Annotated in this window: 22 protein-coding genes; 7 read left to right on the top strand and 15 right to left on the bottom strand. The window is 43.3% G+C overall.

Translation table 11 applies throughout. From position 1 onward, the window contains the following. Window positions 1–181 precede the first annotated feature (181 nt). A complete protein-coding gene (locus tag QT974_RS13175) occupies window positions 182–1,141 on the bottom strand; it encodes a GNAT family N-acetyltransferase (protein WP_333468923.1) in 960 nt (319 codons plus the stop codon). A 320-nt stretch (window positions 1,142–1,461) separates the two neighbouring features. Here QT974_RS13175 and cpeB point away from each other — a divergent pair, with 320 nt between their 5' ends. From cpeB to QT974_RS13145, 6 genes are all read left to right on the top strand, one after another. Next, window positions 1,462–2,016 (top strand): C-phycoerythrin subunit beta, encoded by a 555-nt coding sequence (gene cpeB, locus QT974_RS13170; protein WP_293150294.1) that lies wholly within the window; start codon window positions 1,462–1,464, stop codon window positions 2,014–2,016. A gap of 77 nt (window positions 2,017–2,093) precedes the next feature. Further along, window positions 2,094–2,588 carry a bleomycin hydrolase gene (locus QT974_RS13165; RefSeq protein ID WP_333468922.1) on the top strand — a complete coding sequence of 165 codons (495 nt, stop codon included), beginning with the start codon at window positions 2,094–2,096 and terminating at the stop codon, window positions 2,586–2,588. Window positions 2,589–2,843: 255 nt separating this feature from the next. Then, the gene (locus QT974_RS13160; RefSeq protein ID WP_333468921.1) at window positions 2,844–4,124 is read left to right on the top strand and encodes a HEAT repeat domain-containing protein; all 1,281 of its coding nucleotides are present in this window, start codon (window positions 2,844–2,846) and stop codon (window positions 4,122–4,124) included. A 214-nt stretch (window positions 4,125–4,338) separates the two neighbouring features. Further along, complete coding sequence (locus QT974_RS13155) at window positions 4,339–4,950, top strand: HEAT repeat domain-containing protein (protein WP_333468920.1); 612 nt, start codon at window positions 4,339–4,341, stop codon at window positions 4,948–4,950. 136 nt (window positions 4,951–5,086) lie between these two features. After that, the gene (locus tag QT974_RS13150; RefSeq protein WP_333468919.1) at window positions 5,087–6,442 is read left to right on the top strand and encodes an AAA family ATPase; all 1,356 of its coding nucleotides are present in this window, start codon (window positions 5,087–5,089) and stop codon (window positions 6,440–6,442) included. Beyond that, window positions 6,442–7,365, top strand: coding sequence for a DUF4435 domain-containing protein (locus QT974_RS13145; RefSeq protein ID WP_333468918.1), 924 nt, complete (start codon window positions 6,442–6,444; stop codon window positions 7,363–7,365). Before QT974_RS13150 ends, QT974_RS13145 begins: the two co-directional genes overlap by 1 nt. A 127-nt stretch (window positions 7,366–7,492) precedes the next feature. Here QT974_RS13145 and QT974_RS13140 read toward each other — a convergent pair whose 3' ends face one another. The 4 genes from QT974_RS13140 to QT974_RS13125 all read right to left on the bottom strand — a co-directional run bounded on the left by QT974_RS13140 (window position 7,493) and on the right by QT974_RS13125 (window position 9,905). Then, window positions 7,493–7,969 carry a DUF2656 domain-containing protein gene (locus QT974_RS13140; protein WP_333468917.1) on the bottom strand — a complete coding sequence of 159 codons (477 nt, stop codon included), beginning with the start codon at window positions 7,967–7,969 and terminating at the stop codon, window positions 7,493–7,495. 8 nt (window positions 7,970–7,977) lie between these two features. Continuing rightward, window positions 7,978–8,862 (bottom strand): HEAT repeat domain-containing protein, encoded by an 885-nt coding sequence (locus QT974_RS13135; protein WP_333468916.1) that lies wholly within the window; start codon window positions 8,860–8,862, stop codon window positions 7,978–7,980. Window positions 8,863–8,868: 6 nt separating this feature from the next. Next, window positions 8,869–9,147, bottom strand: coding sequence for a hypothetical protein (locus QT974_RS13130; protein ID WP_333468915.1), 279 nt, complete (start codon window positions 9,145–9,147; stop codon window positions 8,869–8,871). A gap of 149 nt (window positions 9,148–9,296) precedes the next feature. After that, complete coding sequence (locus QT974_RS13125; RefSeq protein WP_333468914.1) at window positions 9,297–9,905, bottom strand: phycobiliprotein lyase; 609 nt, start codon at window positions 9,903–9,905, stop codon at window positions 9,297–9,299. 182 nt (window positions 9,906–10,087) lie between these two features. Between QT974_RS13125 and QT974_RS13120 the strand changes: the two genes are divergently transcribed. After that, entirely contained in the window at window positions 10,088–10,909 is an 822-nt protein-coding gene (locus QT974_RS13120) for a pentapeptide repeat-containing protein (protein ID WP_333468913.1), read from the top strand. A 160-nt stretch (window positions 10,910–11,069) separates the two neighbouring features. On the opposite strand, the gene QT974_RS13115 is transcribed toward QT974_RS13120, so the two are convergent. The 10 genes from QT974_RS13115 to QT974_RS13070 all read right to left on the bottom strand — a co-directional run bounded on the left by QT974_RS13115 (window position 11,070) and on the right by QT974_RS13070 (window position 18,697). Further along, entirely contained in the window at window positions 11,070–11,810 is a 741-nt protein-coding gene (locus QT974_RS13115; protein ID WP_333468912.1) for a phycoerythrobilin:ferredoxin oxidoreductase, read from the bottom strand. A gap of 7 nt (window positions 11,811–11,817) precedes the next feature. After that, window positions 11,818–12,552, bottom strand: a complete 735-nt coding sequence (locus QT974_RS13110; protein WP_333468911.1) for a 15,16-dihydrobiliverdin:ferredoxin oxidoreductase — start codon at window positions 12,550–12,552, stop codon at window positions 11,818–11,820. A 539-nt stretch (window positions 12,553–13,091) separates the two neighbouring features. Beyond that, window positions 13,092–13,757: a HEAT repeat domain-containing protein gene (locus QT974_RS13105; RefSeq protein WP_333468910.1), complete on the bottom strand. Its 666-nt coding sequence runs from the start codon at window positions 13,755–13,757 to the stop codon at window positions 13,092–13,094. A gap of 112 nt (window positions 13,758–13,869) precedes the next feature. Continuing rightward, window positions 13,870–14,178, bottom strand: a complete 309-nt coding sequence (locus QT974_RS13100) for a CpeR family transcriptional regulator (RefSeq protein WP_333468909.1) — start codon at window positions 14,176–14,178, stop codon at window positions 13,870–13,872. Window positions 14,179–14,485: 307 nt separating this feature from the next. Then, on the bottom strand, window positions 14,486–14,581 hold the full coding sequence (locus tag QT974_RS13095; RefSeq protein ID WP_333468908.1) for a phycobilisome linker polypeptide: 96 nt from the start codon (window positions 14,579–14,581) through the stop codon (window positions 14,486–14,488). Between the two features lie 158 nt (window positions 14,582–14,739). Further along, the gene (locus tag QT974_RS13090; RefSeq protein ID WP_333468907.1) at window positions 14,740–14,868 is read right to left on the bottom strand and encodes a hypothetical protein; all 129 of its coding nucleotides are present in this window, start codon (window positions 14,866–14,868) and stop codon (window positions 14,740–14,742) included. A 275-nt stretch (window positions 14,869–15,143) separates the two neighbouring features. After that, window positions 15,144–15,911: a phycobilisome rod-core linker polypeptide gene (locus QT974_RS13085; protein WP_333468906.1), complete on the bottom strand. Its 768-nt coding sequence runs from the start codon at window positions 15,909–15,911 to the stop codon at window positions 15,144–15,146. Between the two features lie 113 nt (window positions 15,912–16,024). Beyond that, a complete protein-coding gene (locus QT974_RS13080; RefSeq protein WP_333468905.1) occupies window positions 16,025–16,903 on the bottom strand; it encodes a phycobilisome linker polypeptide in 879 nt (292 codons plus the stop codon). Window positions 16,904–17,110: 207 nt separating this feature from the next. Next, on the bottom strand, window positions 17,111–17,713 hold the full coding sequence (locus QT974_RS13075) for a chromophore lyase CpcT/CpeT (RefSeq protein WP_333468904.1): 603 nt from the start codon (window positions 17,711–17,713) through the stop codon (window positions 17,111–17,113). Window positions 17,714–18,163: 450 nt separating this feature from the next. Beyond that, window positions 18,164–18,697, bottom strand: a complete 534-nt coding sequence (locus QT974_RS13070) for a phycobiliprotein lyase (protein WP_293183817.1) — start codon at window positions 18,695–18,697, stop codon at window positions 18,164–18,166. Between the last annotated feature and the right edge of the window lie 386 nt (window positions 18,698–19,083).

Raw genomic sequence — 19,083 nt, 5'->3', positions numbered from 1 at the left:
GGGCGCTCTTTCATATATATATTAAGAGCGCCCAAGGGCAACTACGTACCTAGTGCGATCGCGAACTTTGCACCCGGGCCCAGAAACCCGGTTTCTACGAGAAATATTGTTTGGTGACAAAGCATACACAGAGAAACCGGGTTTCTTGAATCCTGCGCGTAAATCCCGATCGCCCAAATCCTCAAACATCCTTAACATAAGAAATGCTATCGCGAATTTTGTGGAAGCCCGCAGACTCGTAAAGTCGCAATGCACCGCAAGGATTTGCAGTATCCACGCCGAGAATCGCAGTCTCGACACCGGCAGCTTTGAGCCGCTGCAAAATGGCCAGCAACATCGCTCGTCCCAAGCCAATTTTGCGGAAACCGCGCCTGGTACCGAGAACAGTAATCCAGCCTTCGTTTCGTCCGGTGCGATCGCACTCTTCCTTGCTAATTTCGCCATAACAGAAAGCTGCAAAAGTCCCGTCAGCAGCCACTGCAATTAAGTCTAAATCCTTTCTGTAACCGGGTTTTGCGAAATCATATTTGAATTTCTCGACGGTTAAATCGTGGTGATTCCAGTGATCGATAAAAGACTGGTTGAACATTTCTACCCAAGCTTCCGCATCCTCTTCGCCCGGGAATTGACGCAGCTCAAAACCTTCTGGGAATTGGGGTTCTGGGATCGGTTCAGAAAGCGATCGCGCCATGCGACAAAAATAGCGATCGACCCTAAAACCGCAATTTGTGAGCACAGAAATGCGATCGGTATCCTGTGGCCTAGCCCAAGATCGCAGCTTCACGCACGCGCCCCGCAATGATGCGACTTCCCGCATCCGCATTTCGCCCCAAGCCACACTCGCCGCTTCCACATCGCCGGAGCGGGCGTCGGGGCGAACGCGAAACCACAGCCAACCGTCGATGACTTCCCCTGGTTCGGAAATCGACAACTGAGCAAAAGCGATTAATTTTCCCTCCGCATCTTCCCAAAGGCGGATATCGCGCGCTACGTCTAAGGACGGTTGGTTAAATTCTTGTTGTAATTCCCAGATGGAAGTGCCTTCATCGAGCCGATCGACTGCTTCGCAAGTATTGATTAAATCGGCGATCGCTTCGAGGTCACTTTCACCCGCGTAGGGTCTGATCGACACACTTAACATAGCTTTCCATGTCAGGAAGTGATTTTAACTCACATCTTGCACCATTGCCCGCAAGTTTTTCAAGGGCGGGCCCGATTCCCCACAAGCAACTAGATGTCTTGTCGGACAAGCCCCCTTGGCGCCTGTGAAGCGAGAATAGTGGAAGATGCCTGTTAACCAAAAAATGTGCTTTTAGCAACCAAAGTAACAAATTGTTACTTTGTTTCTCAGGAATGAGACGAAGGAATCATCCCAAAGATATATTCAAAACCATCAAGTTCGTCACCAAGTTGACCAACTGAGATCAGAAATAATTTTTCGTCTAAGTTAAGGAGAACTCAATGCTTGACGCTTTTTCAAGAGCTGTAGTTTCAGCCGATGCCAGCACCTCCACCGTTGGTGATATTGCTGCCCTCAGAGCTTTCGTTGCCAGCGGCAACCGACGCTTGGATGCTGTAAACGCGATCGCCAGCAACGCTAGCTGCATGGTTTCTGACGCTGTTGCCGGTATGATCTGCGAAAACCAAGGCTTGATCCAAGCCGGTGGTAACTGCTACCCTAACCGTCGCATGGCTGCTTGCTTGCGCGACGCAGAAATCATTTTGCGCTATGTCACCTACGCTCTTTTGGCTGGTGATGCTTCAGTTCTTGATGACCGTTGCTTGAATGGTTTGAAAGAAACCTATGCAGCTTTGGGCGTACCCACCACCTCCACCGTGCGTGCAGTTCAAATCATGAAGGCTCAAGCCGCTGCTCACATCCAAGACAACCCCAGCGAAAAATTTGCTGGTGCTAAGTTGCGGAAAATGGGAACAATCGTAGTTGAAGATCGTTGCGCCAGCCTCGTTGCCGAATCTTCCAGCTACTTCGACCGTATCATTTCTGCACTGAGCTAGTCAATTGCTAATCGCAATCCGCTCAGCAAATTTGAAACTACGCTCACTGTCAAAATCACTTTAGGAGATTTAAGGAAATGAAATCAGTTCTCACCACCGCTATCGCCTCTGCTGATGCAGCAGGTCGCTTTCCTAGCACCTCTGATCTAGAATCAGTACAAGGTTCTATCCAACGCTCTGCTGCTCGTTTAGAAGCCGCAGAAAAATTGGGCAACAACCTGGATTCAGTTGCTAAAGAAGCTTATGATGCTTGCATCAAAAAGTATCCTTACTTGAACGAATCGGGTCAAGCTAACTCCACCGATACTTTCAAAGCAAAATGCCACCGCGACATCAAGCACTACCTGCGCTTGGTTCAATACTGCTTGGTAGTTGGCGGCACAGGCCCTCTTGATGAATGGGGTATTGCTGGTCAACGCGAAGTCTATCGCGCTTTGAGCTTGCCTACTGCTCCTTACGTTGAAGCATTAAGCTTTGCTCGTAACCGCGGTTGCGCTCCTCGCGATATGTCTCCTCAAGCTTTGACTGAGTACAACGCTCTTCTTGACTACGCCATCAACTCCCTGTCCTAATTAATTAGACAGGTTTGTAATGTCGTGACTGGGTAATTTTTACCCCGACAAGTCTAGGAACTCTTCGCTCGTTGCTCTACCGATTTCGGTAAAGTAAGGGTAAAGAATTCCTGGGCTTGTTATTGTGTGTGGATAGACATATGCTAATTTCTATCGGCCAAAGAGGGCATCGGCCAAAGAGGGCATCGGCCAAAGAGGGCATCGGTAGCCCACTCTCCCCCTCTCCTCTTATCCCACTCTCCCCCTCCCCACTCTATGGATAAACGATTTTTTAGTTTTTTTAATTTAACAGAAGACCAGGCGATCGCCATCTTAGATACGCCACAAGACCAAATCGGTGAAGAGGATTCTCGCTACATAGCAGCTTCCCATTTGATAAATTTTGCCACAGATCGATCGATCGCAGCACTGATGCGAGCAGTACAGCAAACCGATCCGGCCTTGGAAAACCGCATTGTGCGCCGCAAGTCGGTGGAAACCTTGGGAAGACTCCAAGCTGTCCAAGCATTACCCGTGATTCGCACCTGTTTGAGCGATAATGACTGCTACACCGTGGAAAATGCCGTTTGGGCGATCGGCGAAATTGGCACTCAAGACAGCGATATATTAGAAGAAGTGGCTCAATTGCTCGATCGACCGGGACAAACCTACCGAGTAATCATCCACACCCTAACTAAATTAGATTATCAGCCAGCCGAGACCAGAATTCGCAAATTTGTTGACGATCTCGATCCACCGACTGCTAGTGCTGCGATCGCCGCAATTTGCCGCCTCACCAGAGACTTCTCTAAAATGGGACAAGTTGTCGCCATGCTGCAACACAAAAATGTCCTAGGGCGCCGATTATCAATTCAGGATTTGATTGATGCCCGCTACTACGATGCAATTCCCAACATTGCCCGATGTCCCGTATCTTTAGTCTTTCGGCTGAGGGGAATTCGGATGCTAGCAGCAGTCGGAATCGCCGATAAATCCCTTACCTTTGACACCATTCAACCCTATTTAGAACAAACCTTACGGGATGAACCAGGGGATTTGAATTTAGTCCACAGCTATGAAGAATTACCAGAATTACCATTTCTGATTAACCAATTATACGAAACGGATTTTGGTCGTTGTTATTTAGCAACTAAAACAATTTTAGAAAATTATTCAGAGGAAGCACCGGCTGCACTTTTTGCCACTTTTGCCGAAGAAGCGAATAATGACTATGGAGCGCATTTTCATGTAGTAAAATTGTTTGGTTGGCTCAAACACTCTGCCGCCTACGATTTGTTATTGGAAGCTTTGAATAACTCCCAACCCCAGTTTCAGAAATCCCGTGCGGCGGCTGCGATCGCCCTAGGGGAACTCGGAGAAAAGCGTGCTATTCCAGAATTGCAAGCCTGTTTGGCAACAAAAATCTGGGATTTGCAGTATGCTGCCTTAATTGCCCTCGAAAAACTAGGCGATATCAGCGGTTATCAAACCGATGCAACGGATCGAGATTGGTTAGTGCAAGCTAAAATAGAAGCTCATAACTCAGTAAAATCCTAATTATCTTAATTTAGGAATTACAAGGTTTGATCGTTCGGAATGCGAGTCCTCTGGTGCTGCGGACTTAAGTCCGCACTACAAACAGTTTCAATCGCTAGTAATCGAATTGACACGATATTACTCAAAAACCAGAGTATTCTTCCTTCTTCCTTCCATCCGTTACATCCGTTACATAATCCGTTGCCGAACTTCCTTCTTCCTTCTTTAAAAAATCATGACAACCGATGCTTTGTTTGAACAACTAAAACACCCGAATCCTCATATGCGCGATCGCGCGATGTATGAAATAGCCGATTCCCGCGACGAAGAGACAATTTCGCGACTGATAACGATTTTAGACGACGAAGATGTCACCTATCGTCGGGCGGCGGTGAAGGTGTTGGGCGCGATCGGTGAAGATGCCGTACCAGCCGTAGTTGACGCATTGTTAAACAGTGAAAACGTGACAGTGCGAGGAAGTGCAGCGAAAGTATTAGCACAAGTTGCGATTAACTATCCAGAATTGTCTTTCCCAGAAGTCGGTTTGCAGGGATTGAAAAAGGCGATCGATGACGCTAATCCTGTGGTGCATATTGCAGCCGTGATGGCCTTGGGGCAGATGGGCTCGTCTGCCTTTGATATTTTGGTGGAATCGCTGAATACAACGGATAATGTAGCGGTACAGGTGGCGATCGTGAGTGCGCTGGCTTCTGTGGGCGATCCCCGTTGTGTAGAAGTTCTCACCAGATTTGCCAATGATGAAGCAGTTGATTCCTACGTGCGGGAATCGGCGACAAGTTCTTTATCGCGGTTGGATTTGGTGATGAATTATAAGCGCGCAGAATAGTTAGGTTTATGGCTATATAAAGCTTTGTTACAAATTGTAGGGTAAGGAGTAATAGCAGGTTTAATTGCTAATAGTTAGATGATTCACACCCTACAAACTTTCTTTATTTGATTGCTCTAATGAATAGGAGAATAAAATGAACACAAGTAATATAAAATCCTTTTCAGTACATGGTCTGTTCGGCACAGACAACGTTCACATTCCTTTTGATGAGAATATAAAAATAGTCGTTGGAGAAAATGGAATTGGAAAAACTCAAGTTTTAAACCTTTTTTATTACACTTTGACCAGAAATTTTTTTAGACTGGGTGAATTCGACTTTGATAAATTAATTCTAGAATTTCGTCAAGGAAATCCTATTGAAATACAGAAATCTAAGGTGGATGAACTGATCCAGGAACTTTATGATGATCCAGTGCTTAAAGATTTTATCGATCAATTTGGTTATTCCCAACTTGAAATTCTCAGAAATAGATTTACACAAATTAAAGGTAATAGAAGAATATTAGAAGCAGAATTTGAATACAATTTCAAGTATAGAAAATTTCCACTGTCTCATGTTTTTCAATTTTTCAGAAAACGCGAAATCAATCAAGATAATCAATCAAATCTATTTTTTACTGATTGCGATAAAGAAATTGAATCAGGTATTGAAGGTTGTGATATTATGTATTTCCCAACCTATAGGCGTGTTGAAGAAGATTTATATAATCTTGGTTATAGTGATGATGCAATCTTAAATCAAGAAAACACACTAATCCAATTTGGAATGGATGATGTCCAAAAACGTTTTGATAACATTCAAAATACTATCGATAGACTTTTAAAAGAAGGTTTTTCAGATATGTCATCGGAAATTCTTAGTCAACTGATAGAAGATGAAGAAGATGAAACAGATAGTGATTTTTTTCAAAAAATAGAAAGTAATGATGTTGAAATTTTATTATCCCGTGTGGGAACTAGAATTTCAGAAAACAAAAAAGCCAGAATTAGAGAACTACTTTTAAATAAAGAGGAAAAGCCAAAAGATAGTTCTCTAAACTTTTTTTTAAAAAAGCTGATTGAAATTTACTCTTCTCAAAAGGAGTTAGATAACTCTGTAAAAAGATTCAGAGATGTCTGTAATCAATATTTGATTAACAAACAAGTATTTTATGATGAAAGTGCCATCAAAATATTTATAAAATCAGACAGAAATCCTTCTAAGATTGCATTAAATAAACTTTCTTCAGGAGAAAAGCAAATTATTTCAATTTTTTCTAAGATTTATCTTTCAGAAAGTGACAAACGATTTATTGTGCTGTTTGATGAACCAGAATTATCGTTATCAATAATTTGGCAAAGAATCTTATTACCTGATATTGTCAAGTCAGGCAAATGTGATTTTCTTTTAGCTGTCACCCATTCACCTTTCATATTTGAAAATGAATTAGATAGATATGCCATTGGCTTAAATGAATATGTTAAACCTTCAGAACCCATTACAGCCTAATGTTATACATAGACCAACTCAGGAAAAGCCGAGAAAAAGCCCAAGTTGCTTATCAAGAGTTTGTGCTTCATGCAGGAAAGGGCAAGGATGGCTTGTTTTGCTTTTTCGAGGGAAATGATAATGCTTATTATGTACCAAGAATCAAACGTTTTACAGATAACTATCACCCAATCAAATGTGGTGGTAGAGATAAAGTATTAGATGTTTATCGACTGATTACTATTCATTCGGAATACGATAAATACAAAAAAGCATTTTTTGTAGATCGGGATTTTAATGAATCTTTGCCACCGCGCAACCCACCAATATTTGAAACACCTGGTTATTCTATTGAGAATTTTTACGTTTCAGTTGATGTTTTCAAGGAAATCTTGATAAATGAACTTCATTTATCAGAAGTTAGCGATGAAGCATTTCAAGTTTGTATTAGAATTTTTACAGATAGACAAGAAGAGTTTCATCAAGCTACAGCTTTGTTTAATGCTTGGTATGCTTGCTTGATAGAGATTAGAAATAAAACAGGAAACCAAACAGGCGTAAACTTAGATCATAAATTGCCAAAAGATTTCATTAATTTTACGCTAGATTCAGTTGTAAAAAAATATGATATTGAAAAAATAAAACAGACTTTCCCAAATGCATCGGAAGTTTCAGAAGGCATTTTAAATACAAAGCTTGCTGAGTTTAGTGATTGCGATCGATGCAAAGTTTTTAGAGGTAAATATGAAATGCTGTTTTTAGTTACCAGGATTGAATTGATATTACAAGATTCATCAAGTCCTCAAAAGTATATCCAACAAAAAATAAAGTTTGCTTTTGGGGAGAAGTTAAATAATGAACAAGCTATCAGTATTTTTTCGGCATATGCTGAAACACCAGAAACTTTGAATGATTATTTAAAGCAAGTGATTAAAAATGAATAAACCACACATAATATCAATTGCGGCTTAAAAATCGTCTTTATTTCTTAGTCCGCGGAGGCGGACTTTGTTCGTGTAGAAGCGGTTTCAACCGCCGAATGATAAAGGGGTGGCTAACCCGGAATTGATATTACCCTTTTCTCCTTTCAACCTTAAACACATCCTCAATACTTTTCCCAGCCGTTTTCTCCTCCCAGCCCATCGCCGTCAAGAAACTTTCAGCCGACGCAGTTTCCACCACATCAACCCCCCATTCTCCGGTTTGCAGCGCTTCAGGATCGTCACTCAATGGCGGAGTCTTCTTGAATCCAGCTAAAATCAAAATATCAGGAAAAAAATCATCAATTTTCCCTTGACTCATGCGCTTGTTCACCAAAGCTTCAGCGCAAAATTCCCCAACTTGAGGCGGCGCAAAATCATTAGTAGAAAATAAAACTTCTACCATCCAATGCGGATGATTTAATTCACGGCATTTAATCTGAGGATATTGACTTAAACCCTCAGCAAATACCAAAGTCAAAGCTTCCCGACTTAAGGATTCAAAAACACCCTCTGGTAGATCGAAATTGTGAGAAAGTAGCATCCGCCCTGTGCCAGGTTCCGTCATATTTTTAGTTACTTAATTTGAGAAATTGCTAACTTAATTACTCCTTGAATCGCCGCTTCCGATTCCTTGGCTAATGCAGCTTGTAGCGGTTCGATCGCACTTCGATCGCCCACTTTCATCAAAGACAACGCTGCCGCCCTGCGACTTTCGCCATCGCCATGATGCAGCAACTCAATCAGGTTGGGGATTGCAGGCTTATAGGCGAGATTTCCCAAAGCAGCAGCCGCCTCGCAACGCACGTCAACATCAACATCCGTTAGAGACTTCACCAAAATCTCAAATAAGTCCGGTTTCGGCTCTTCCTGGGCGACTTTGGCGATCGCCCCTACCACCGCACCGCGCACCACAGGCGAATCAGAGGCGATCGCCCGATACAAATACTCCTTCGCACCCGCCCCAATAAACGCCAACGCCCAAGCCGCATGACCGATCGTACTTTCCGGCACATCGGTAGATGCTAAAATATCCAACAAAGCCTGCACAGAAGGTTCACCAATCCTCGCCAGCGCCCCAATTGACGAACCCTTAACCACCGTATCCTCATCATTCAACAAAGCATGAATTAAATTAGGAACAGCAGTCGGATCGCCAATCAAAGTCAGAGTTTTACCCGCCGCACGCCGCACAACCGGATTAACATGATTCGCCAAAGCATCCAACAAAAAAGGAGTCGCCACTTCACCAATTTCCGCCAGAGTTTCCGCACAACGCAGTCGAGTCATCCCCCGCGTATCACCCAAAGATTCAACCAGACTCCTCAAAATATCAGCATCATTAACATCAAAAGTATCTAAATCTATTTGTTCAGTAACTTGTTGAAGCAAAGCATCTGTTTTTGCATGAGCTAACACAATTGCAGCCTCTTGGGATTGAGCATTAGAATTGACCATCATTGCCACCTAATTATTAGTAGTTATAGCCGCCAATTGAGTGCGGAGACTGTCCAGCCCAGCATCTATTTTAGCAAGTTCCGGCTCAATTTTAGCCATAGCTGCTTTCTGTGGCAGCTTAGCCTTTTGTGCCGCAGCCATCGTTTCATTCACCAAACGTTCCCGATACCGCTCAAATTCGGCAATCACTTCCACCAATTCTTCAGCTTCTATCTGTGTAGAATCTTCCGTTAAATCTGCGGCAGATTCATCACGAGCCGATGCAGTCAATTCTTCGTTTTCAGACATAGTTTTGATAGTTTAATAATTAGTCCGCGTAGGCGGACGCAAGTTTTTGTAGCCGCGATTTCAATCGCCGGGTTTTTGTAGCCTTTCAATCACCGGGTTTTTGTTTGTGTACCCTGAAAACTTCGCGATTTCAATCGCCGGGTGTTTCTTTAACGCGACACCGCACCAGCCTCAGAAACTCTCAAGCGATTGTGTTCCAACAACTCTTCTAAAACAGACGGAGAAAGACAACGACGCTCAGAACAGTATGCCATTTGTTTAACCCCATTGCTCATTTGAACCGTCATCACCCGCACTCGAAAATGATCGTTAATAAACCAACAGCGTTCCTGTCCTTGATTTGTCTCATATTCCGTCTCAATAGTCAATACCCCATCATCAGCAAAATTGTAAATACCAATTACCGGAATACCTTCAACATAGCCTCGATTTCTCAGAAACTTACCCATTTTCGGGTTATTGGGATTCGGTAAATCGATCAAAATTGCAGCATAATTTTGGTTTGGGATGGCATCATCCAAATTATCTTGCCACATAAAACTGCATCCCCCACTAACCAAAGCAGGATCTACATTTTGCTGTTGACAAACCTCTAAAACTCTGGGATCATCAATTGACAAGACATCAATCATGACATTGGATTCTCCCGACTCATCAGCAGCAGCATTATCAAAATTATGGACTGTTCGCTGAGTGAACCAAACGCCCTCACTCTTGCGAAAAAAATCCATCATAGTCATCGGTGGTGTTAGCAGCATTTCTATGTCAACTTAGCGATAGGAATCAAGCAAGTCCCCTTGTCTGGGGGAATCGGCGGGAAATCGGATCGAACTTTGGTTAAGAAAATTAACTTTCTGGCGATCGCACAACAGTCAAATTCTAGGATAAATTACACCGGTCAACTTTGAGCAATTCCATCAATAAATCTTCAAAAAATATAATGGCACTTCGTCAACACTCATTTTTCCTCTCTGAACCCCTTACTCTCACAGCAGTCTTACAAGCTATCGAGGAAAGCAAAAGCCTAGCTCAAACCAACCTCCAGGGAATCAACCTCAGCCAAATGGATTTATCCGGAATTGACTTGAGCGGAGCAAACTTAATTGGCGCGGGCCTCAGCAAAACTAATTTCCAAGGTGCAAATCTCCAGGGAGTAGATTTCCGGCGCGCCAATCTCCGAGACGCCAATTTGAGCGGAGCTAATTTACAAGAAAGTTATTTTTTTCGAGCTAATTTACAAGGTTGCAATCTAGTTGATGCCAAGCTAGAAGCAGCTAAATTTAAATTAGCTTTATATGATACCAAGACTGTGTGGCCAGAAGGATTTAATTACCAAAAATCCGAAGCTATTGGCCCGAAAGCTAGTCTGAGTGGGGCTTTCTTGAATACAGCCAACCTCAGAGGAGCAGATTTGAGTTACTGTAATCTGCGAGGTGCTTATCTGAGTGGAGCCGATTTAACCGGTGCAAATTTAGAGGGAGCAGCTTTAAGTGGCGCAACTCTTCAAAATGCTTTACTGACTGGTGCTTATTTGCGGAATGCGATATTAATTGGCGCTGAGTTACAGGGAGCAGATTTACGGGCTGCTGATTTGACAGGGGCGAATTTAGAACAATTAAAAAGTATTGCTGGTGCTGATTTTAGTTTAGTACAAGGATTGACTGAGGAAACGAGAGCAATGCTTCGCAGTCGTAGTTCAAAAGAGTTAGGTACTTGGAACTCTTTTACTCGGAATAATACAGCTCAAAGTCTGACTTGTTAGTCGGAATGATTAAACCGCGAAGGCGCAAAGAGCGCGAAGGAAGAACTGCATTTTCTTCTTTCTCTTCCTTCGCGACAAGAGCGCTTACGCGCGGCTTCGCCTAACGCGCCTTCGCGGTTCATTACTCTATTGATAATCATATAAACCCGCCCCCCGTCAACTATCCATGTTCCAGATTGCGCTCCAAATCGAACAGAAAACCGTGTATGTACTCTTCAGTCCACTCCTCACCATAGAACCGCAGAAACATTCCCCTCGCAGGGTCTTTAGCAGCACGATAGTTGATATAATTCCGTTGAGCCTGAAGAATCTCCGCCAATCTCTGACTGTCGGTGACTGGTTGCGCGCGATCGACCAAATCGAGATAAGCTTGTAGATAATCCTTAAAAGCATCAAACACAAGAGTTTGCACAGCCTCAGTTTCCTTAGGACGAGTCCACAGAAAAGCCGGAGAAAAGAAAGGTTTTGCCTCTTCAGGAAAATCGCCACCCCAAGGCAAATCTTTTTGATACTTGTTAAAAATCGGTAAAATCGGCTCTGAGTATTGCTTCTGATAAGCCGCATCATGGAAAAGCGGCTGCATATCCAAAGCAATCAAATGTCCCCCCGGTAAAGTCACCAAATCCGCCCCAAAAAAAGGCAAATCATAATTAATTTGGGGGAAAATTACAAAATTCAGAACCTGAAGAGCATCACCGCCCTCAACGTGAGCCGCCCGAATTTGCCGCAGTTTGGGCGATTGAAAAGCATAGCTAGTAGTGACAACCAACTGCTCTTTTTTTCCTTTTCCAGTGATACATTCTTTTTTTTCAAAACCTGCTGGAATCGGATAGGGAGCTAAGTCAAGTCGCTCCCTGAGCAGGGGGATGGCGTAATCTAAAAAAGGCTGATAGAGAGTCATTTTTAATTTATTTTGTCCCGGCGGGAACCGCTAAGGGAACAGCATCTTCAAACAAAAACTCGTACAAAAAGCGCTCTGACCATTCATGACCAAAATAGCTGCCGAATAGCCCGGATGCGGGGTCTCTTTCTGCACTATACTGATCGTATTGTTTTTGTGCTTTCACGATCCGCTGAACTTCTTCGGGAGTTGTCAGGGGAGTAGCTTGTTGTAGCATTTTCCAATACAACTGGACGTATTCTTGATAGGCCGGAAACAATTGGTTGACTACTGTTTCGGCGTCGGTTTTGGCAAACAGCAAATTCTTGGAAAAATACTGGTTGGCATCATAAAACTTCATTTCTAAGTCTTGTACCAACGAGCTGTATTTAGCTCGAATTTCGGTCAATGGTTCGATATACTTATCTATGTAAGGGCGATCGCGAAATAACGGCTGAAAATCTATAACTACCAAGATTTTCTTTTGTCCAAACGCTAAAAAATCAATTCCTAGCAAGGGCACATCGTAATTGTGGTTTGGATAAATGACACTGTTGAAAATTTGCGCCGTTTCCCCAGCATCGATGTAGGTGTAGCGAATTTTTCTCAATTCTGGGCATTCATAGCACCAACTTTGAATCGTGGCGGGATTTTTACCTCTTTCACTCACCACAGATTCCAATCCAGAGGGAATGGGACGGCTCTCTAGTGCAAAGTTCTCAAACAGTTCTTTTTCTAGAAATTGCTGAAATGGCTTAAACATAAATTATAATTTAGCTCCTTCAATCTCTCCCTGAACACAGGATAATAGGCGATCGCCCTAAGCCTCGTCTCTTTTATGGATAACAAAGCAATATTTCGTTATGAAACCAAAGGCGCGATCGCACTTAATCTAATGAAGACTTTGTACCACACTCTCATCTTTGATTCGCTGTAATGTTACAAAACTTAATAAACTCTCTCATAATTCTCTTCGATCGCTTTGATTGCGATCGATTACCTCAGTACAATTCTCATAGCTATGCAATTAAGTCAAAGAGCCAAAAAATTAATTTCCAAGGCCATGCAACAGTACCTGTAACCTGCGTCGAAAAAAGAAAAACCCTTGCACAAACATGGATGATCCCACTGATTCGTCCCTGACAAACAGGGTAGAAGAAAAACCCCCAACACTCTTTGTAGCAACACTTTTTATCAAGGTTAGAAGCAGCAAGCTCCTAATCTAATTGCCAATCCCATCGCAGAGGTGCGATCGCACTTTCCGAATATTGCCCAACCCAGTTAGGACGAAATAAAATATTCTTAACTGTTCTCAAACAAATTTTCCAAAGCCGCACCAACCACTCGATGATCGGAGTCTTGCCGCAGTTGACTCAAGACTTCCTTCGCCTCTATCGCATCAAAATGCTTCAAAGCAGACGCAGCGTGCTGGCGAATCCCTTCATACTCAGAACCAGCCAGCGCCAACAACCGAGCCAGGGCCGCTGATTCCTGACTGCTTCCAGCTAAAGCACCGAGCGCATCCACCGCCGCTTCCTGGGTGGTCATATCTTCCGCAGCCAAGGCTTCGAGACACACCTCAAAAATTTCGTTGTAACACTCCATATCCACCAACGCGGCCAGAATGCTGCGACGCACCAGCCAGTGGTCATCCTGAACAAAAGTTACCACTAAATGAGATGCAGCGCACCTACCGAACAGCGACAGGGAATTTGCCGCTTCGGCTCGGACATTCGGAGTGTTATCAAATTTCATGATTTGGAGCAAGGCCGCGAAAGATTCGGCGCTTTGTTGTTGTCCAAACGCCCTGCTGACAAAGGTGCGCACTAAAAATTCTGGGTCGTTGAGTCGAGCTTTGAGCAACGGAACGGCAATTTCTGGTGTATAATCTTTCAGAGCTGCGATCGCCTTAAGTCGATATTGAAAATCAGAATTCTCTAGAGACGCTTCAATTTCGTGAATATCCATAACCGCAACAGAGCAGGACTTTTACTTACTGTAAACAACACAGTTCACTTTGCACAACAAACCAAAATTATTTTAACACCGAAATCATTTTTTTACCAGGAACCTAGTTTCTTTAAACTCTCTCATCAAACCTCGTCTGAAAACTGCCGTATTTAAACCAATATTGTCGCAGTTCATGATTGGGTGTATGCAAACTTCCTTTCGCTTGATATAGCATCACTTGTCGGTGATTTCCCATCCACACTCGTTTGAGAGGTTCCACAGAAATTAAGCATCCTCCCAGACTGGTGATACATTCCTCAAATCTCTCAACGGCTGGGTAGTCTAAAGTTTCAAAAATCAAAAATTGACCTGAAAATATTAGGTGACGGCTTCGTATCCAAGCCTGCATTTTTTTGTCGGCTACTGGGGGTAATACCATTTTAGATTTTAGATTTTAGATTTTAGATTTTAGAAACACTCCTGAACGCGCTCCGGTCATTTTTTCCTACTGCCTTCTTTCTTCTTACTTCTGCCTCTTCCTTCTTTTTACCCTCCGAGCAAAGCTTTTATAGCCTTCTGCGTACTGATTGATGACTACTGATTAATCACTACTGATTGCTGACTACTGCCTTCTTCTATCATTTTTTGGGCTTTTTTCCATAGAAAAAGAGCGAATAATAAACTCGCTCTAGAGAAAGTAGAAGACACCAAACTTCAATCAAAACAAAAGTAAAGCCTCTGGCTATTTAGCTAACTTCAGTAATGCTCAGAATTTTGCCAGCAGTTTTTTGGATATTTTGAATTTGGCGAGAAAGTTGAGCATAGCCGACTTCATAGCTCATGTTGCTGATTCTGACCTTAGCACCACCAGATTTGACTGCCGAAATCCGAAAACGCTTGCCCGTAGTGCTAGAAGTTCCACTGGAACCAATGCTAGAAATTTTGATTTTTTGAGGTATATTGCTAGCAACAGTAGCAATTAACTGCTGAGACGCTGGCTTTACATCAAGTGGACGTTTCCTAATACTTGGCGGTAAGCAGCACGAATTACTAATTGTAAATCGTCTTCCGTTGCATTAGAGCGCAGTTCTACTGGGTCAATGACGAAAGTTGCTCTTAAACTAGACATGATTTTTTTCTATACTTAATAAAGTTGTTTTGGACTGTCTAAAAATGTTAGTATTTCTGACAATATTTCCAATTAAGGAAGAAGTCAGAAGGTTTCGCGATCGAGTAAAAATTACGAAAAAGTCAGAAGCAAGAGAGAGGGAGCATCCCTGTTTTGCAGAAAGATTATTTTGGTGTGGGATGGATCGCAAAGCCGGCCTTTGAGTACAGGCTTTCTGACCCATCCCACAAAAAGTCAATATTAATGGTGGGATACTCGCCCCATCACCCTATGGCTTAAACAACTTCGGTGATGCTGACAATTTTTCCGCCAGCGCGATGGATGCGCTGAATTTGCGGAGTCATCTTGGCGCCAGAGACAAGATATTCAGTGTTGCTCACTCGGCGAGGGCTATCAAATTTAGCTCCCTTGACTGAAATCTTGAACATTTTTTCGGTGGCATCTTTGTAAGCACTAAGACGGCCGCCTGTGCTAGGCAAAGTAATTTTGTTACCGCTATTACCAGCTACGAAGTCAACTAAGCGAGAAGCCGTAAAAGCACTGTCAACTCCTGCATAACCTTGATACAGGGAAAGAGTGCGATTGTAGCCAAGTTGCTTTTGTCCGACTTGACTTTTTGCCCCTTGATAATTAGGGACTGTATTTTCGCCAAATTTGTCCTGATATTCTTGACTGTCGAGGTACGAGTCAATTTCTGCGTCGTAGCCTTTTTCGATACAGGTGCGAATATGCTCAGAAAGTTCTGCTTGGTCTAAGGGAGCGCGACCTAACAAATGTTTAAAGTTTAGTTCGACAAAGCGGTATGGAGCGCAGGATTCAAAATACCGACCGCGATAAAATTCAGATTTTGCCACAGCGCGGACAAATTCCCGTACCGTCATCGAACCATCGCACAACTGGGATTCTGCCACAGTCAGGCGTTCGCTTTCCATCACATGGGGATTCCCCAACACTTGCTTGTAAACCGCGCGAATTACAGCCTGTGTATCATCCGAACTAGCAGTAGACCAAAGTTCTACTGGCGCATCTAAAACCACACTCATTGAGTTTCTCCTAAGACTAAATAACGCTTCTAAACTGAGAATTAAGGATTGGTTGCAAACACGCTCAGGGAGGTAATTCCCCAAGTCGTGAACAACCGAAAATTGAGCTGTTTTTAGTTAACAGCAGTGATGCTGGCAATTACGCCGCCTTGTTGGTGGATGCGTTGATATTCTTGGGAAAGCTTATCAAATGGTACGAGATAAACTTGATTGCTGCGGCGGAATTTCGAGACTCGGTTAACCACACCAGGAGAACGGTAGGCTGTTACTTCAATGCGATAAACTTTGCCTTCTGCTGTTGCGCCGAAGCCAGAACGGGTACGCGCCGCCGTTGTGGTATCTTGGAATGCCCAACCGTCGCCAACTGTGCCACCTGAAGGGGGAATTACTGCTAGCGGGGTTTCCTGAATTACATATTTGTTCAGAACTGGGGTTTTTCCAGAAAGACTTCCTTTGAAATCGCTGCTGGAAGCACCGCGCAAGAGAGCAAACATATGAGTAAACCCAACCATGTTTTGTCCTGGTTGGGTTTTGTAGCCTCGGTAGTAGGGAACGATATTTTCCCCGTAGGCGTTTTGGTATTCATCGCTGTCGAGGTAAGAATCAATATCTGCCTCGAAGCCTTGGGTATCTAAGATAGTGCTATGAGCTCTCATCTCTTCTAGGCCATCGGGAGCCCGACCGAGAAGATGTTTGAAATTGAGTTCAATAAACCGATAGCGAGGACAAGTATCAAAAAAGCGAGAACGGTAAGCGTCGGATTTGGCCAGAGCGCGGACAAATTCGCGTACACTTAATGCACCACTTTTGAGTTGCGATTCAGGAATTGTCGCCCGTTCGCTTTCCATGACGTAAGCATTACCCAAAACTTGCCGGTAGACGGCACGAATAATGGTTTCTACTTCTTCTTGTGAACGTCCTGGAATCAGTTCTAAACAGGGTGTTTCTTCAAATAAACTGACTCCAAGTCGAGATGCAGGTCCAAAAACCATTTAAATATCTCCACTATTGTGTTATGTGAAAATTTACCATAATTAGATGTTATATTAGAAAACTTTACATAATTTAACATTATAGCTTATATTGCTGTTTTCATGTGCTACAGGCAGTTTTTTATGGTGCAGGAGTGTTTTGGGGGAATAGCTGTACCTGTAGTACGTGCTGCGTATCGCCTGGAAATTCGTCAGTGAGTGGGTCAATTAGCCCTGAGCTACCTCTGAGGCAAAACTTTGGCGCTTTTCAAACCATAAAGAGCCATTATCCGATCCCCAAATCTGTTGGTGAGTATTTACATCCATACCGCGATCGAGACTGATCCAAGTTGTTTCGGTAATTTCTACGTCGCTAATTAGGTAGGTTGAACAACCTTTTTTTTCGATGAGACACTGGTTTCCTGGCTCTACACTACCACGAAACATTTCTCCTTCTCGCTTGAAAACCATAGAGCAATTGTACCGCCTTTGAATACAATCAGGTGTGATTGTCTTGAGAATGCTTAATTCCCGTGCTGCGCCGGCGTACTGTACTGGATCGTTGAGACTGTAATTTTCTATATAAATTTGTTCTCCTTGGTCTATTAGTCTGTGGACTCCTTGACGGTAAGGAGTCCAAAGGTCATGGTCATAAACCTGTTCGGAGTAAAAGCCAATGGCGTTAAAAAATTCAAAGGGTAAGGGCCGGAAAAAGATACGAATATGGGCAAATTGTTGGGGCTTTTCAAAGGATTGTTTGTAGTTGCTGAAATCCCCTGCCATCCACTGAGCCAGAGTGATTAAATCATTATTGGTTTTAACTGAATTCATAATTTTTTTTTACTTTGCTATATAGCAATTATTAAGTGAGGTACGGATTAGTAATTGGTAATTGGCGGTGAGTCACTTGCTTGACAAGCGCTCTACCCTTGATCAAAACTCTGGCTATAAAACAATTTTTCTGTTTGTTTCATCATATCGTTTCTGGTTGCATCGGAATGATTTAACCTTTCTAGAGCGCTCTTGACACAGAGAAAGAATAGAGAGATTAATACAGGACGATGAAGAGTGGATTTGATATCTACTCTTTAGGTAAGGTGCGTCGCTGCGATATTGTTGATTAAAATTAGGGATTTTTTGTGGCGACGCACCCTACAAATATTGTTTGTTTCATCTACTCTTTAGGTAAGGTGCATCGCTGCAATATTGTCGATTAAAATTAGGGATTTTTTGTGGCGGCGCACCGTACAAGTATTGTTGCATGATTTTTGATAATTGGTATTATTTGCCGGAGAGCGATCGAATTTCTGAAGAAAATGATGCGGTGACAACTCCACTTCCTTTACTGGTTTTGATCAGGGAAACCCGAAAGCGCAGGTTGGGATTGGCGAACCAAATTTTTTCTTCGGCGGCGGCGTTATCGTAGCTTGTCAGGAGGACAAAGGTTCCATCGTCTGTGATGTGATAGTCGGCGGCGGCGGGAATGGTTTCGGCATATCCTTGATCTCGCAGTAGTTTACCGCGATTGGGGACTGTCGGATCTGGGATTGGTACGAGGATGCAACTGCCTTTCATTTCAGCGTTCTCATCCCAATCTGACTGGCCTTCCCATGCCATGTGAAAGGGGTTTACTGCTTGGGCTGGGTCGATGTTGTAGGATTTGCAGAGGTCGATTACGGCAGCATCATCGGGTGAGAGTGCAACGATATCAATGACTGACTCGATCGCTTCAAAGTGTCGGAAAGTCAAGTGATGGGCGCTGCGCTGCGATCGCCATTGTCCGAGGGAATTGTCAACAAATTGCTGGATGTTCATGAAAAATATTGTACAAGGTCGATCGCCCAAATATTCTTTTCAATATTTTAAGGTCGATCGTCTCACCACAACTGCCGATCGTTTTTTTCCGTAGTGTGTTGTTTGAGCATGGGAGTAGAAGGAGTTGAATTAGCGCCTAGCTCCCAACCCACGGTTTTCTGTCGTTCTAGCTCCTTGTTTTGCTGACTCTGAAGGTATTGCCTTGCATCTGAGCGAATACTGAGCGACCTGCTGTACAATGGCTACAACAATCAGACTCAACATTGTTGGGGCATTGAGCAAAAGATGAGCGAAAAATCTAACTCCATCACAGTCAGTACCTCTGCTGACTACCTTATCGGGTACGAGCGAATTTTGGACTACTTCAAGCAAGCACAGAAAGAATG

It is taken from the genome of Microcoleus sp. BM001215392 (assembly GCF_036700185.1).
Taxonomy (GTDB): domain Bacteria; phylum Cyanobacteriota; class Cyanobacteriia; order Cyanobacteriales; family Microcoleaceae; genus Microcoleus.
This window is presented reverse-complemented; position numbering and strand designations above follow the sequence as displayed.